Source organism: Micrococcus sp. CS26 (assembly GCF_055522295.1).
In genome coordinates, this window is sequence record NZ_JBVFVY010000007.1 from 1 (window position 1) to 15,465 (window position 15,465).

The following is a 15,465-nucleotide window of genomic DNA, read 5'->3' on the forward strand; positions in this document are numbered from 1 at the left end:
GAACCTGATGGCCGAGGCCGCCCGGCAGACCACCGGCTACAGGTTCGCCTCCACCGAAGACCGGGAAGCGATCGTCGGCCTCGTGGTCGACGCCGCCGAGTCCGTGTCGCTGCGGCTGACCCCGCCCGAGCTCGCTTCGAGCCCCGCGGCGTTCCGCCGCCCGGATGGCACATCAGTGTTCCGGCCGAAGCACTCGGCCGTGTTCTCCTCCGAGGTTCTGCTGGCGGCCGAAGACCGCCTCCTCGAGCGCGCCCGCACCACTACCGGCCCGACCGTGCCGTTGGCGACGGTAGAGCGGATCACGGCCCGGCCCGACCGGGAGGGCCGCACCCTCGGCCCGGACCAGGCGGACGCGTTGGCGAGGATCGCGCTGTCAGGCCGGATGATCGACGTGCTCGTAGGGCCGGCCGGGGCTGGGAAGACGACGGCGATGAACGCGCTGCGCCGAGCGTGGGAGCACGAGCACGGCCGAGGCTCTGTCGTCGGCCTCGCTCCGTCCGCGGTCGCGGCGCACGTCCTCGCCGACGACCTCGGGATTGCCGCCGAGAACACGGCGAAGTGGCTGGACACCCACGACCGCACCGGGGCCACGTTCCGCCGGGGGCAGCTCGTCATCGTCGATGAGGCGTCGATGGCCGGCACCCTCGCCCTCGACCGCATCACCGCCCTCGCCACCGCGGCCGGGGCGAAGACGTTGGTCGTCGGGGACTACGCTCAGCTCCAGTTGCCGACCGCGGCCGGCGCCTACGCGATGCTCGTCCACGACCGGGATGACGCCCCCGAGCTCACCGCCGTGCACCGCCTCGCCCACGCCTGGGAGAAGACTGCCTCCCTCGGCCTGCGCCACGGCGACACCAGCGTCATCAACGCCTACGCGGACCACGGCCGCATCGCCGAAGGCGACAGCGAGGCGATGGTCGAAGTCGCCTACCGGGCGTGGCGCGCCGACACGCTGGCCGGGCGGGCGGCGGTGCTCGTGGCCGACTCCAACGAAGCCGTGCTCGCCCTCAACCGGCGAGCCCGCGCCGAGCTGATCCTTGACGGCATCGTGAACGCCCTCCGCGAAGTCGAACTGCACGACGGCACCCGCGCCGCCGCCGGGGACACCGTCATCACCCGACACAACGACCGGCGCCTGCGCTCCGGGCGTGGCTGGGTCAGCAACAGCAACAGGTGGACGGTCACCGACGTCCGCGACGACGACTCCCTCGCCCTCCGCCGTGCTGGCCGGAAGCGAGGTGGCTCCGTCGTGATCCCGGCCGACTACGCGGCCGAGCATCTGGAGCTCGGCTACGCCGTCACGTCGCATTTTCGGAGAAGTATGAACGGTCTGGACGCCTGGGGGTCAAGAGGTCGTGGGTTCAAATCCCGCTAGCCCGACCACGTCGACGAAGCCGGAGTTCAGCAGTTCGGGGCTCCGGCTTCGTCGTACCCGGCGCGGAGCAGCCTGGTCCGCCACTCTCCGTCGGTCGGGCGGGGCGGTTCAGGACGCGAACAGCACGTGCGTGTCCGGCACGACGGCCCGGCCGCCAAGGGCCGTGAGCTCCAGCAGGCAGGCCGCGCCCACCACCTCCGCGCCCCGCGCCTCGATGAGCCGTCGGCCGGCGGCGAGGGTGCCGCCCGTGGCGAGGACGTCGTCGAGCAGGAGCACCCGTGACCCGGCCCGCAGGTCTTCCGACACCTCGATGCTCGCGTTCCCGTACTCCAGCGTGTAGTCCGCACGGGCCGCGGGAGCCGGGAGGCGCCCGGCCTTGCGCAGCGGCACGAGGCCGGTGCCGGTCAGGACGGCGGCCGCCCCGGCGAGCAGGAACCCGCGGGCCTCGAGGCCGGCCACGAGGTCGAACCGCCCCTCGAACGGCGCCACCAGGGCTTCGACGCACGCCCTCAGGGCGCGGGCGTCCGCGAGCAGGGGCGTGATGTCCTGGAAGGCCACGCCCGGGCTGGGATGGTCGGGGACCACGCGGATGAGGGAGCGGGCACGGGCGATCTCGGAGGTGACGGACACGGCCTCCACTCTAGGACGGACGCCGCGCGGGCAGCGGATGTGATCGGCGTCACCGGGCAGGGAGTTTGCCCTGACTCCCTCGGAGGAGGACAGTGGATCGGTGGAAAATCCCCAGAATCCTCTCGCGGGCCGCGTGCCCGACGTCGAGCCGCCCGCCCGCGTGGCGGCGTCGACGGCCACCCGTCCCGACGACGCCACCCCCGACTGGCGCGGCCGCCCGTTCCTCGGCCAGCCCGGCCCGCTGGCGAACCTGTTCTCCGTGGAGCTGTGGGAGCGCTTCTCCTTCTACGGCATGCAGGCCATGCTCGTGTACTACATGTCCTGGACCGCCGCGGAGGGCGGCCTCGGGATCGACCCGGCCGTGGCCACGGGCATCGTCGGCGCCTACGGCGGCATGGTGTACGTGTTCTGCATCCTCGGCGGCTGGGTCGCCGACCGCCTGCTCGGCTCCGAGCGCACCATGTTCATCAGCGCCGTCGGGATCATGTTCGGCCACATCGCGCTGGCCCTCGTCCCGGGTGTCCCGGGCCTGGCCCTCGGCCTCGTGCTCGTCGCCGTCGGCTCGGGCGGCCTCAAGGCCAACGCCACGAACCTCGTCGGCTCCCTGTACTCCCGCGAGGACCCCAAGCGCGACGCCGGCTTCTCCATCTTCTACATGGGCGTGAACATCGGCGCCCTCTTCGGCCCGCTGCTGACCGGCCTGGCGCGGGACACGCTGGGCTTCCACGTCGGCTTCGGCCTCGCCGCCGCCGGCATGGCCATCGGCCTGGCGCAGTACGCCCTGACCCGCAAGAACCTGCCCACGGACGTGCACCGGGTCCCGGATCCGCTGCCGCGGTCGCAGTACGGCCGCTGGGGCCTGATCGGCCTGGGGATGGTCGCCGTCGTCGTGGTCCTGTTCCTCACGGGCGTCGTCACCCTGGGCAACCTCTCCGACGCCGTCGTCGTGCTCGCCGCCGTCGCGGCCATCGCGATCTTCGCCGTCCTGCTGACCTCCACGAAGGTCACGGAGGAGGAGCGCTCGCGCGTGAAGGCGTTCATCCCGCTGTTCATCGGCACGTCCGTGTTCTTCGCCCTCTTCCAGCAGCAGTTCACCGTGATCGCGCTGTACTCCGAGCACCGCCTCGACCGGAACCTGTTCGGCTGGCTCATGCCCATGGAGTGGGTCAACTCCATCAACCCGATCTTCATCATCGTGTTCGCCCCGGTGTTCGCCGCGCTGTGGACCAAGCTGGGCGCCCGCCAGCCCGCCACCCCGGTGAAGTTCGGCATCGGCATCGTCCTGATCGGCATCGCCTTCCTGCTGTTCATCCCGGTGGCCGACGTCGTCGCCGTGCCGCTGCTGTGGCTGACGCTGATCCTCTTCGTCTGCACCATGGGCGAGCTGCTCGTCTCCCCGGTGGGCCTCTCCCTGGCCACCAAGGTCGCCCCGCGCAGCTACCCGGTGATGATGGTGTCGCTGTACAACCTGTCCGTCGCCCTGGGCACGGCCCTGGCAGGCTCCCTGGCCGGCTCCTACTCGGAGCAGAACGAGGTGGGCTACTTCGGCATGATCGGTGCGGTCACCCTGGGCGTGGGCCTGCTCGTGCTGGCCATCGCCAAGCCGGTGCGTCGCGGCATGCGCGGCGTGCTCTGAGCGCGCCAGTGGCGCGAATCACGCGCCGCTCGGTAGTCTGCGAGACGACGTCATCACTCCCGACCACACAAAGGACGCGCACTCCATGAGCTCCATCCCCGAAGGCCTGAAGTACTCCGCCGAGCACGAGTGGATCGCCGAGGCCGGTGCCGCCGGCACGGTCCGCGTGGGCATCACCGACTTCGCCCAGGATGCGCTGGGTGACGTCGTCTACGTGGACCTGCCGGAGGTCGGCACCGAGGTCACCGCGGGCACCGCGGTGGGCGAGGTCGAGTCCACGAAGTCCGTCTCGGACATCTACGCCCCGGTCTCCGGCACCGTGGCCGCCGTCAACGACGAGCTCGACGGCGAGCCCGGCCTGGTCAACTCTGCCCCCTACGAGGGCGGCTGGCTGTTCGAGATCACCCTCGCGGACGAGGCCCAGCTCGAGGGCCTCATGGACGCCGAGGGCTACGCCTCGCACACCAGCTGAGCCCCGTCCGCCGTCGCCCCGTCGCTGGCCGGCGGGGCGACGGCGTCCCCTTCGTCTCTCCATCCGGCGCCGCGGCGCCGGCCCCCGCACAGGAGCACCCCATGAACCAGCCCGGACGTGAACCGGACCTGTCCACCTCCGCCATCAACCTCACCGAGCTGGCGCCGCTGGTCTCGGCGGACCTCACCCGCGAGGAGTCGGACGCGATCCGCGCCCTCCCGGCCGGTTCCGCGCTGCTGCTCGCCCACGAGGGCCCGGACCAGTCCGCCCGCTTCCTGCTGGACGAGGACGTGGTCTCCGTGGGGCGCCACCCGGACGCGGACATCTTCCTCGACGACGTCACGGTCTCCCGTCGTCACGCGGAGTTCCGGGCCGAGGACGGCGGCCATCGGCTCGTGGACCTGAACTCCCTCAACGGCACCTTCGTGAACCACGACCGCGTGGACGAGATCCTGCTGCGCTCCGGGATGCACGTGCAGATCGGCAAATACCGGCTCACGTACTACGCCGCACCGGCGCGGGGCTGAGCCGTCATCCCCGTGACCGATCCGCGCCCGCGACCCGACGCCGTCCCCGCCGCCCGCCCTGCGGGCCGGCTGGGCATCGGCGAGGTCGTGGCCGCCCTCGAAGCCGAATTCCCCGGCGTCACCGCGTCCAAGGTGCGCTTCCTGGAGGACCGCGGCCTCGTCCTGCCCGAGCGGACTCCCGCCGGCTACCGGCGCTTCCGGCCCGGGGACGTGGACCGGCTCCGGTTCGTCCTCGCCCTGCAGCGCGACCACTTCCTGCCGCTCAAGGTCATCGCCGACCACCTGGCCGCGCTGGACCGCGGCGAACGCCCCACCGGCCTGCCCGGAACCGCGGCGGTCCCGGCGTCCTCGGACGCGGAGCGGCTCGGCCGCGAGGTCGCCGGGGGTCGCCGGTCGTGGACCCGCGCCGAGCTCGCCGCCGAATCCGGTGCGGGCGAGGAGCTGCTGGCCGAGCTGGATCAGTACTCGCTCCTGCCCGTCGATCCCGACGGCGGCTACCCGAGCCACGCGATGGACGTGGCCCGGGCCGCCGTCGTGCTCGCGGGCCACGGCCTGGAGCCCCGGCACCTCCGCCCGCTGCGGGCCGCGGCCGACCGCGAACTGGGCCTGGTGGAGCGCGCCGTCGCCCCGCTGCAGGCCCGCCGCGACGCCGGCACCCGCCCCCGCGTGGCCCGCTCGGCACGCGAGATCGCGCAGGCCAGCCTGCGGCTGCATGCGGCCCTCGTGGCCGTGGGACTGGAGCAGTGGGATGACTGAGCCGCGCCCCGTGCCCGCCGACGACGCCGGCGACGTGCCGCTCTCCGTGCTCGGCGTGCGTGTCGAGCTGCCCGAACAGCACCACGTGATCCTGCTGGTGGATCCGCCCGGCCGCACGATGGTCCCGCTGTGGGTGGGCGCGCCCGAGGCCGCCGCCGCCGCGCTCGCGCTCGAGGGCGTCCGCGCGCCCCGGCCCCTCACCCATGAGCTGCTCCTGGCCGCCGTCGACGCCCTGGGCGCCGAGGTCGTGCGGGTGCGCCTCACCGAGGTCCGGGACGAGGTCGTGCACGCCGAGCTCGTGCTCTCCACGGGCGCCCGGGTCGACGCCCGCGCGTCGGACGCCGTCGTGGTCGCCCTGCGCGCCGACGCCCCCGTGCTGGGCAGCCCCGCCGTGCTCGCGGACGCCGGCATGCCGGCGCGGACGGGGGAGGAGGACGCCGGCCAGGAGCGCGCCGTCGAGGACTTCCGCGACTTCCTGGACACCGTGCGCCCCGAGGACTTCGCCTGAGCGGAGCCGGCGCGACACGGCGCGGCCTCGCCGCCGGCTTCGTTGACCGCCCCCGGACCCGCGCGTACCTTCGAGGGGAAGAGGGCCCCGCCACCCGGGGCGCCTCCGTCGCCCTCCCCACGGTCACCGGGGAGCGCCGCCACGGTCACCGGCGGCACACGACGGTCGCGTCCCCCTCCCCGCACCGGGGGCCCCGCACCAGGAGGTTCCCCGTGACACCCACTGCAGGTCCTGGCCGGCCCCCCGCGCTCGGCACCCAGGGCACGCTCTTCGACGAGGGCGCGACCCGGGGCGACGACGTCGGCTTCCGCGGTCCCACCGCGTGCAAGGCCGCCGGCATCACCTATCGCCAGCTCGACTACTGGGCCCGCACGGACCTCGTGGTCCCCACGGTCCGCAGCGCCTCCGGCTCCGGCTCCCAGCGGCTCTACTCGTTCCGCGACATCCTCGTCCTCAAGGTCGTCAAGCGCCTCCTGGACACCGGCGTCTCGCTCCAGCAGATCCGCACCGCCGTGGGCCACCTGCGCGAGCGGGGTGTCGAGGACCTGGCGCAGATCACCCTGATGAGCGACGGCGCCTCGGTGTACGAGTGCACCTCGGCGGACGAGGTCGTGGACCTCGTCCAGGGCGGCCAGGGCGTCTTCGGGATCGCCGTCGGCCGCGTGTGGCGCGAGGTCGAGGGCAGCCTCGCCGAGCTGCCCCGCGAGAGCGTGGTCGGCGCCCCCGAGCCGGGGGACGAGCTGGCCGGGCGGCGTCGGGCCCGCCGCTCCGCCTGATCCTCCACCCCGGGGCGCCCCGGAGGGCCGAGTCAGTCATCTTTCGTCTCGCAGCGGTGACTGTGCGCGACATGAGGCGGAACTCCGGCGCGGTGTGACACACTCCCAACCATGACCGCACCTGTCGAGAACTTCACCCCTCCAGAGGACGCGGCCGGGTCGACCGGAGCCGGCGCCGTCTTCTCCAAGGTCTTGGTGGCCAACCGCGGCGAGATCGCCGTCCGCGCCTTCCGCGCCTGCTACGAGCTGGGCGCCCGCACCGTCGCCGTCTTCCCCTACGAGGACCGCAATTCGATCCACCGCCAGAAGGCGGACGAGGCCTACCGCATCGGCGAGGAGGGCCACCCCGTGCGCGCCTACCTCGACGTGGACGAGATCATCCGCGTGGCGAAGGACGCCGGGGCCGACGCGATCTACCCGGGCTACGGCTTCCTGTCGGAGAACGCCGGCCTGGCCCGTGCCGCGGCTGAGAACGGGATCACCTTCGTCGGCCCGCCCGCCGACGTCCTCGAGCTGACCGGCAACAAGGTCGAGGCCCTGCGCGCGGCCAAGCGTGCGGGCATCCCCACCCTGGCCTCCTCGGACCCGAGCGCCGACGTCGAGTGGCTCCTGGAGCAGGCCGAGGAGATCGGCTTCCCCATCTTCGTCAAGGCCGTCGCCGGCGGCGGCGGCCGCGGCATGCGCCGCGTCGAGCGCCGCGAGGACCTGCGCGGCTCCCTCGAGGCCGCGATGCGCGAGGCGGACACCGCCTTCGGCGACCCCACCGTGTTCCTCGAGCAGGCCGTCCTGCGGCCGCGGCACATCGAGGTGCAGATCCTCGCCGACGGCGAGGGCAACGTCGTGCACCTCTTCGAGCGGGACTGCTCGCTCCAGCGCCGCCACCAGAAGGTCATCGAGATGGCCCCGGCCCCGAACCTGGACGAGGAGATCCGGCAGGCCCTGCACCGGGACGCCGTCGCCTTCGCCAAGGAGATGGGGTACGTCAACGCGGGCACCGTCGAGTTCCTCGTGGACACGGCGGGCGAGCGTGCGGGCCAGCACGTGTTCATCGAGATGAACCCCCGCATCCAGGTGGAGCACACCGTGACCGAGGAGGTCACGGACGTGGACCTGGTGGGCGCGCAGCTGCGCATCGCCGCCGGCGCCACCCTGCCCGAGCTGGGCATCACCCAGGACGCCCTCCAGGTCCGCGGCTTCGCCATCCAGTGCCGCATCACCACCGAGGACCCGGCCAACGGCTTCCGCCCGGACACCGGCACCATCACCGCCTACCGCTCGGCCGGCGGCTCCGGTGTGCGCCTCGACGGCGGCACCATCTACGCCGGTGCGGAGATCAGCCCCCACTTCGACTCCATGCTGGTCAAGCTCACCTGCCGCGGACGCGACTACGCCACGGCCGTGCGCCGCGTGCGCCGCGCCCTGGCCGAGTTCCGCGTGCGCGGCGTGGCCACCAACATCCCGTTCCTGATGAACGTGATGGACGACCCGCAGTTCGTCAGCGGCGACGTCGCCACGGACTTCATCGACAAGCACCCCGAGCTGGCCACGGTGAACCGCTCCCAGGACCGCGGCTCCAAGGCCCTGCAGTACCTCGTGGACGTCACGGTCAACCAGCCGCACGGCCCGCGCATCGAGGGCATCGACCCCCGCGACCGCCTCCCGGAGCACCCGGGCGACAAGCACCAGGAGCCGGACCGCTCGCCCTTCGACGGCCCGAGCCGGAACGAGGACGCGGCGCCCCCGCACGGCTGGCGTCAGGTGCTGCTGGAGCAGGGCCCCGAGGGCTTCGCCCGCACCCTGCGCGAACAGACCGCGCTGGCCGTCACGGACACCACGTTCCGCGACGCCCACCAGTCCCTGCTGGCCACCCGCGTCCGCACGCGCGACCTGCTGGCCGCCGCGCCCGCCGTCGCGCACACCCTGCCGGGGCTGCTCTCCGTGGAGGCCTGGGGCGGGGCGACGTACGACGTCGCGCTGCGCTTCCTCCACGAGGACCCGTGGCAGCGCCTCGAGCTGCTGCGCGCGGAGCTGCCGAACATCCCGATCCAGATGCTGCTGCGCGGCCGCAACACGGTGGGCTACACGCCGTACCCCACCGAGGTGACGGACGCGTTCGTGGCCGAGGCCGCGGCGTCCGGCGTCGACGTGTTCCGCATCTTCGACGCCCTCAACGACGTCGAGCAGATCACCCCGGCCATCGAGGCGGTGCGTGCCACGGGCACCGCCGTGGCCGAGGCGGCCCTGTGCTACACGGGCAACATGACGGACCCGAAGGAGACGCTCTACACGCTCGACTACTACCTGGGCCTCGCCCGCCGGATGGTCGACGCCGGCGCCCACGTCCTGGCGATCAAGGACATGGCGGGCCTGCTGCGGCCCGCCGCCGCGCGCGAGCTCGTCACCGCCCTGCGCGCCGAGTTCGACCTGCCCGTGCACCTGCACACGCACGACACCGCCGGCGGCCAGCTGGCCACCCTGCTCGCGGCGGCGGAGGCCGGCGTGGACGCCGTCGACGCGGCCACCGCGTCCATGGCGGGCACCACGAGCCAGGTGCCGCTGTCCGCCCTGGTCGCGGCGCTCGAGCACACCGAGCGGGACACCGGTCTCGGCCTCGAGGCCGCCACCGCGATGGAGCCCTACTGGGAGTCCGTCCGCTCGGCGTACGCGCCCTTCGAGGCGGGGCTGCCCGCCCCGACCGGCCGCGTGTACCACCACGAGATCCCGGGGGGCCAGCTGTCCAACCTGCGCACGCAGGCGATCGCGCTCGGCCTGGGGGAGCGGTTCGAGGCCATCGAGTCGATGTACGCCGCGGCCGACGACCTGCTCGGCCACCTCGTCAAGGTCACCCCGTCCTCCAAGGTGGTGGGCGACCTGGCGCTCCAGCTGGTCGGTTCCGGCGTGGACCCGAAGGAGTTCGCGGAGCGTCCGCAGGAGTTCGACATCCCGGACTCCGTGATCGGCTTCCTGCGCGGCGAGCTCGGCGACCCGCCCGGCGGCTGGCCGGAGCCCTTCCGGACCAAGGCCCTCCAGGGTCGCCGCGAGGGCGCGGGCATGGTGGAGATCTCCGCGGAGGACTCGACCGCCCTCGCCGAGGCCGGACAGACCCGCCGCGCGGTGCTGAACCGCCTGCTCTTCCCCGGCCCCACGAAGGAGTTCGAGGCGCACCGCGAGGAGTTCGGGGACACCGTCACCCTGCACACCCGCGACTTCCTCTACGGCCTCGTCCCCGGGCGTGAGCACGTCATCTCGCTCGGACGCGGTGTCCGGCTGCTCGCCACCCTCATGTCCGTCTCCGAGCCGGACGAGAAGGGCATGCGCACGGTGATGGTCACCCTGAACGGCCAGCTGCGCCAGATGACCGTCCGGGACCGCTCGATCGAGTCCACCGTGCGGACCGCGGAGAAGGCGGACCCCGGCACCCCCGGCCACGTCGCCGCCCCGTTCGCGGGCTCGGTCACCGTCCAGGTGGCCGAGGGCGACGCCGTCGAGGTCGGCCAGGCGGTGGCCACGATCGAGGCGATGAAGATGGAGGCCGCGATCACGGCCCAGGCCGCGGGCACCGTGCGCCGCGTGGTCACGGAGGGCGTCACGCCCGTCAACGGCGGAGACCTGCTGCTCGTGATCGAGTGAGCCCCGCGTGAGCCCGCCGCCGGCGGGCCGCCCCACGGGCCCGGACGCCACCGCGTCCGGGCCCGTGCCTATCCTGGGAGGCATGGCCACCTCTGCGGAACACCACGACCTGCTCATCATCGGCTCCGGATCGGGGAACTCCCTGATCAGCGAACACTGGAAGGGCCGGAGCGTCGTGATCGCCGACTCCGGCACGTTCGGCGGCACCTGCCTGAACGTCGGCTGCATCCCCACCAAGATGTACGCCTACCCGGCCGGCCTGGCCGCGCTGCCCCCCGAGGCCCGGAGCCTCGGGGTGGGGCTGGAGTTCACGGGCGCCGACTTCCCGGCCATCCGGGACCGCATCTTCACGCGCATCGACGGCATCAGCCGGGACGGGCTGCGCTACCGCCGGGACGATCTGGACTACACGAGCGTGATCCAGGAGGAGGTGCGCTTCGTCGGTCCCCGCCGCGTGCGCACCGCCTCGGGCCGGGAGATCACGGCGGACCAGGTGGTGGTCGCCGCGGGGTCGCGGCCCACCCTCCCGGAGATCCCGGGCCTGGACCTGCCGTCGGTGCACACCTCGGACACCGTGATGCGACTGGATCGGCTGCCGCGGCGGCTGCTCGTGGTGGGCGGCGGGTTCATCGCCTGCGAGTTCGCCTCCGTCTTCGCCGGGCTGGGGACCGAGGTCGTCCAGGTCAACCGCGGCCACCGGCTGCTCAAGCAGCACGACATGTCCGTGTCCACGACGTTCACGAAGATCGCTGCCCGACGGTGGGACCTGCGCACGGGGTGGACCCCGGCCGGGATCGAACCGGTCGAGGACGCCGAGCGGGCCGCGGACGGCTGGGTCCGGGTGCGCCTGGATCGCGCGGAGGGCCAGGAGCAGACCGGCATCGTGGAGGAGGCCATCGAGGCGGACACGGTGCTGATCGCGGTCGGCCGGACGCCGAACACGGACCGCCTCGACCCCGCCGCCGCGGGACTGGACGTCACCGACGACGGCGTCCTGGCCAGCGACGAGCATCAGCGCGCACTCTCCGACGGTGCTCCGGTGGAGGGGGTCTACGTGCTCGGGGACGTCGCCAACACGTGGCAGCTCAAGCACGTAGCCAATCACGAGGCCCGCGTCGTCGCGCACAACCTGGAGCATCCGGACGATCTCCGCGCCAACACGCTCGGCCCCGTGCCGGCGGCCGTGTTCACCCATCCGCAGGTGGCCTCCGTCGGTCTCACGGTGGAGCAGGCGCTCGCCGACTACGGCGCGGACGCGATCACGGTGAAGACCCAGTCCTTCGGGGACGTCGCCTACGGCTGGGCCATGGAGGACACCGAGGGCGTGTGCACCGTCGTCGCGGAGAAGGCCACGGGACGGATCCTGGGCGGGCACATCCTGGGGCACGAGGCCGCGAACCTCATCCAGCCGCTCGTGACCGGCATGGCGTTCGGCATCGACGCCCACCGGCTCGCGCGGGGCCAGTACTGGCCCCACCCGGCCCTCACCGAGGTCGTCGAGAACGCGCTGCTGGGCCTGGACGTGCCGGACTCCGGTCTGCTCTGACCGGAACCGCGGGGACGACGACGCCCGGCCGCGGGGCCGGGCGCCGTCGTCGAGGGGGCGTTCAGTTGTGCGGGGCGGGCTCCCCGTAGATGTCCGCGATCTGCGCGGCGAAGTCCTTCATGATCGCCGACCGGCGCATCTTCAGGGACGGGGTCACATGGCCCTCCTCCAGGGAGAAGTCGCGGTCGAGGATGCGGAACTCCCGGATCCCCTCGGCGCGCGAGACCAGGCTGTTGGCCTTGTCCACGGCCTCCTGGATGTGGCGGCGCACCGCGTCCTCGCGTGCGGCCGCAGCGACGTCGAGGTCCTTCGGCAGCCCGTTCGCGGCGAGCCACGCGGGCAGGGTGTCGGTGTCGAGGGTGACGATCGCCGCGATGAAGGGCTTGCCGTCGCCGACCACCATCACCTGGGAGACGAGCGCGTCGCTGCGGATCGCGTCCTCGAGCATCGCCGGTGCCACGTTCTTGCCGCCGGCCGTCACCAGCAGCTCCTTCTTGCGGCCGGTGATCGTGAGGAAGCCGTCGTCGTCCAGGGCCCCGAGGTCGCCGGTGCGGAACCAGCCGTCCTCGAAGGCCTCCTCGTTCGCCTCCGGCCGGTTGTGGTAGCCGCGCATCAGCGAGGTGCCGCGCGTGAGGATCTCGCCGTCCTCGGCGATCCGCACCTGGTTGCCGCCGAGGGGGTGTCCGACCGTGCCGATCTTCAGCCGGTCCGGCCGGCCCACGGTGATGGGGGCCGTCGTCTCGGTGAGGCCGTAGCCCTCGAGGATGGTCACGCCCACGCCGCGGAAGAAGTGCGCCAGGTCGGTGGAGAGGGGGCCGCCGCCGGAGACCGCGTACGCGAGCCGGCCGCCCATGGCCGTCCGGATGCGGCGGTAGATCAGCGCGGAGTAGAACGCGCGCTGCAGCCGCAGGGGCGCCGTCATCTGGCCCGAGTCCAGCGCCCGGGACCAGCGGATCGCCACGTCCGCGCCACGGCGGAAGATCTTCTCCTTGCCGCCGCTCTGCGCGTTGAGCAGCGCCGCGTTGTAGATCTTCTCGAACACGCGCGGCACGGCCAGCACGAAGCTCGGCTGGAAGGTCTGCAGCGAGACCGAGAGCCGCTTGATGTCCGAGACGTGCCCGCAGCGTGCGCCCGCGGCGACGGTGAGCACCGATACGAAGCGCGCGAACACGTGCGCCAGGGGGATGAACAGCACGGTGGAGGTGTCCTGGCGGACGACGTCGCCGAGCGAGGAGGACAGGGTCTGGTTGACGAGCTCCGCGAAGTTCTCGTGCGTGAGCTCGCAGCCCTTGGGCCGGCCCGTGGTGCCGGAGGTGTAGATGATGGTCGCCAGGTCGGCCAGGCCGGCGGAGGACCGGCGCGTCTCGAGCTCCTCATCGGTGACGTCCGTGCCCAGGGCGACGAGCGCCTCGAGACCGGAGCCGGGGGCGCCGTCGGCCGGGTCCATCGTCCACAGGCCGATCAGCTCCGGCAGGCCCTCGCGCTGCACCGCGTCCCGCACCGTCTTGGCGAGGTTCTCGTTCCCGGTCACGACGGCGCGCACGTGCGAGTCCTCGATGATCCAGGACACCTGGCTGACGGAGGAGGTCTCGTACACGGGCACGGTGACCGCGCCGGCATACCAGATGGCGAAGTCGACCAGTGTCCACTCCAGGCGGGTGGAGGCCAGGAGCCCGACCGTCTCCCCGGGCTGGATCCCGGCGGCGATCAGCCCCTTGGCCAGGGCCCGCACGCGCTCGCGGGCGTCCCGGGCGGAGACGTCCGTCCACTGGTCCTGCGCGTCGGGCACCGCGAAGAGGCCGTGGTCGGGACGCTCCGTGGCCTGGCGTTCCAGGAAGTCCGTGATGTTCGCCTCCGGGGACAGGCGGGGGTGGTACGGCTCGCTGATCTCGTGCATGGGACTCCTCGGGCGTTGGGTCGGTCCCGCCGACCGGTGGTCGGCGGAACGGAAGTATGTGTGAGTCGTGTCACGCACACTCTACAACCGGCAGCGGTGGGGTCCGGGCGCGACTCAGTGCGTCGTCATGGCGGCGACCGCGCTCCGGCCGTGGTCGATCAGCAGCGGCAGGTCGTGGTCGAGCGTGGCGACGTGGCGGCTGCGGGGCAGTCCCACCACCTCCACGGGGGCCTGGCGCAGGCCCCGCACCAGGGTCCGGTGGCTCGAGGCGGGCACGACGGCGTCGCGGGCGGACCGGTAGACCGTCACGGGAGCGGTGATCCGCGGCAGGGCGCGGCGGGCGGCCCGCTGGATGCGGCCGAGGGCGGCGACGCCGGCCACCGGCGTGCGGGGGTAGGCGCGCTCGCGCGCCGTCGGGTCCGCGATGTCGTCCGCGATCGGGGCGACCGTGGGGACGAACGGGGCCAGCAGCGGGGCGAAGGGGGCGAGCGGGCTGGCGAAGCGCAGCGCGGGGTTCACCACGAGCACCCCGGCCACGGGTCGGTGGGCGGCGGCGTCGAGCGCGAGGGCGCCGCCCATCGAGATGCCCGCCATGACCACGCGGCCGTGTCGGGCGAGCTCGAGGTCCACGACGGCCCGGACGGCGGCGCGGATCTCGTCCGCACCGGTGGCGGCGAGGTCCTCCCACCGGGTGCCGTGCCCCGGCAGCAGGGGCACGCTCACGGGGGAGCCGCCTGCCGCGAGCCCCTCGGCCCAGGCGCGGACGGAGGCCGGAGTCGAGGTGAACCCGTGCAGGAGCACGACGCAGTGGTCGCGCCGGGCGGGAGCGGCGGGCATGAGGCGCAGGGGGAGGTCTTCGGGGGCGACGGCGACGGGGCGGGGCATGGTGCCAGGGTAAGGCAGGCGGACCATACGATGGGCAGGCACCCGACCGCCCCGACCGGAAGGCCCTCGTGTCCACGTTCTACTGGTCCGCCAAGACGTTCGCCGTGGCTCCGGCCACCCGCCTGCTGTTCCGCCCCTGGGTGAAGGGCCTCGGGAACGTGCCGGCCGAGGGCCCGGCGATCCTGGCCAGCAACCACCTGTCCGTCTCGGACTCGGTGTTCATGCCGGCCATGCTCGACCGCCAGGTGCACTTCCTGGCCAAGCGTGAGTACTTCACCGGCCCGGGCGTGAAGGGCTGGGTCACCCGCCGGTTCTTCGAGGCGGCGAACCAGCTGCCCATGGACCGCTCCGGCGGAGAGGCGTCCCTGCGCTCGCTGGACGCGGGCCTCGAGGCGCTGCGGGAGGGCCGGCTGCTCGGGATCTACCCGGAGGGCACCCGCAGCCCGGACGGGCGGCTGCACCGCGGCAAGATCGGCGTGGCCAAGCTCGCGCTGGCCTCGGGCGCGCCCGTGGTGCCCATCGCGATGATCGGCACGGACCAGGTCCAGCCGATCGGCCATGTGCTGCCGCGGATCCGGCGCCTGGGCATGATCTTCGGTGAGCCGCTGGACTTCTCCGACCGTGCCGAGGCCGTCGGCGACCCCCGGGTGCTGCGGGAGGTGACGGACGAGATCATGGAGGCCATCCGGCGCCTGTCGGGCCAGGAGTACGTGGACACCTACGCGGCGGACGTGAAGGCGGGCCGTACGGCCGCTCCGCCACGCGCCCGCGACTGAGCGGGGCCCGCGCGTCGTCATCCGGGGACGCTCAGACCGGGGCGCGGCACG

Annotated in this window: 13 protein-coding genes; 10 read left to right on the top strand and 3 right to left on the bottom strand. The window is 73.1% G+C overall.

Annotation, left to right across the window (positions count from 1 at the left end):
- A partial coding sequence (locus ACZ1IK_RS04785) for an AAA family ATPase (RefSeq protein ID WP_445373305.1) occupies positions 1-1,375 on the top strand: 1,375 nt, incomplete at its 5' end.
- 108 nt (positions 1,376-1,483) lie between these two features.
- Here the strand turns inward: ACZ1IK_RS04785 and ACZ1IK_RS04790 are convergent.
- Positions 1,484-2,005, bottom strand: coding sequence for an adenine phosphoribosyltransferase (locus tag ACZ1IK_RS04790; protein ID WP_036316668.1), 522 nt, complete (start codon positions 2,003-2,005; stop codon positions 1,484-1,486).
- A gap of 100 nt (positions 2,006-2,105) precedes the next feature.
- Between ACZ1IK_RS04790 and ACZ1IK_RS04795 the strand changes: the two genes are divergently transcribed.
- From ACZ1IK_RS04795 to ACZ1IK_RS04830, 8 genes are all read left to right on the top strand, one after another.
- Entirely contained in the window at positions 2,106-3,641 is a 1,536-nt protein-coding gene (locus ACZ1IK_RS04795) for a peptide MFS transporter (RefSeq protein ID WP_134377088.1), read from the top strand.
- Positions 3,642-3,726: 85 nt separating this feature from the next.
- A complete protein-coding gene (gene gcvH / locus ACZ1IK_RS04800; protein WP_002854607.1) occupies positions 3,727-4,113 on the top strand; it encodes a glycine cleavage system protein GcvH in 387 nt (128 codons plus the stop codon).
- 101 nt (positions 4,114-4,214) lie between these two features.
- Positions 4,215-4,640, top strand: coding sequence for an FHA domain-containing protein (locus ACZ1IK_RS04805; RefSeq protein WP_049146965.1), 426 nt, complete (start codon positions 4,215-4,217; stop codon positions 4,638-4,640).
- A 12-nt stretch (positions 4,641-4,652) separates the two neighbouring features.
- Positions 4,653-5,396 (top strand): transcriptional regulator FtsR, encoded by a 744-nt coding sequence (ftsR, locus tag ACZ1IK_RS04810; RefSeq protein ID WP_060974307.1) that lies wholly within the window; start codon positions 4,653-4,655, stop codon positions 5,394-5,396.
- Entirely contained in the window at positions 5,389-5,904 is a 516-nt protein-coding gene (locus ACZ1IK_RS04815; protein WP_073116584.1) for a bifunctional nuclease family protein, read from the top strand. The genes ftsR and ACZ1IK_RS04815 overlap by 8 nt, the downstream gene beginning before the upstream one ends.
- A gap of 212 nt (positions 5,905-6,116) precedes the next feature.
- Positions 6,117-6,680 (top strand): MerR family transcriptional regulator, encoded by a 564-nt coding sequence (locus ACZ1IK_RS04820; protein WP_036384587.1) that lies wholly within the window; start codon positions 6,117-6,119, stop codon positions 6,678-6,680.
- Between the two features lie 111 nt (positions 6,681-6,791).
- Entirely contained in the window at positions 6,792-10,310 is a 3,519-nt protein-coding gene (locus tag ACZ1IK_RS04825) for a pyruvate carboxylase (protein WP_134377089.1), read from the top strand.
- An 82-nt stretch (positions 10,311-10,392) separates the two neighbouring features.
- Positions 10,393-11,856, top strand: a complete 1,464-nt coding sequence (locus ACZ1IK_RS04830; protein ID WP_049146974.1) for a mycothione reductase — start codon at positions 10,393-10,395, stop codon at positions 11,854-11,856.
- 61 nt (positions 11,857-11,917) lie between these two features.
- Here ACZ1IK_RS04830 and ACZ1IK_RS04835 read toward each other — a convergent pair whose 3' ends face one another.
- Together ACZ1IK_RS04835 and ACZ1IK_RS04840 are read right to left on the bottom strand one after the other, a co-directional pair.
- Positions 11,918-13,753 (bottom strand): AMP-dependent synthetase/ligase, encoded by a 1,836-nt coding sequence (locus ACZ1IK_RS04835; protein WP_049146976.1) that lies wholly within the window; start codon positions 13,751-13,753, stop codon positions 11,918-11,920.
- 114 nt (positions 13,754-13,867) lie between these two features.
- Positions 13,868-14,638 carry an alpha/beta hydrolase gene (locus tag ACZ1IK_RS04840; RefSeq protein WP_170080066.1) on the bottom strand — a complete coding sequence of 257 codons (771 nt, stop codon included), beginning with the start codon at positions 14,636-14,638 and terminating at the stop codon, positions 13,868-13,870.
- A 68-nt stretch (positions 14,639-14,706) separates the two neighbouring features.
- On the opposite strand from ACZ1IK_RS04840, the gene ACZ1IK_RS04845 reads away from it, so the two are divergent.
- Positions 14,707-15,414, top strand: a complete 708-nt coding sequence (locus tag ACZ1IK_RS04845; RefSeq protein WP_036384573.1) for a lysophospholipid acyltransferase family protein — start codon at positions 14,707-14,709, stop codon at positions 15,412-15,414.
- Positions 15,415-15,465 lie beyond the last annotated feature (51 nt).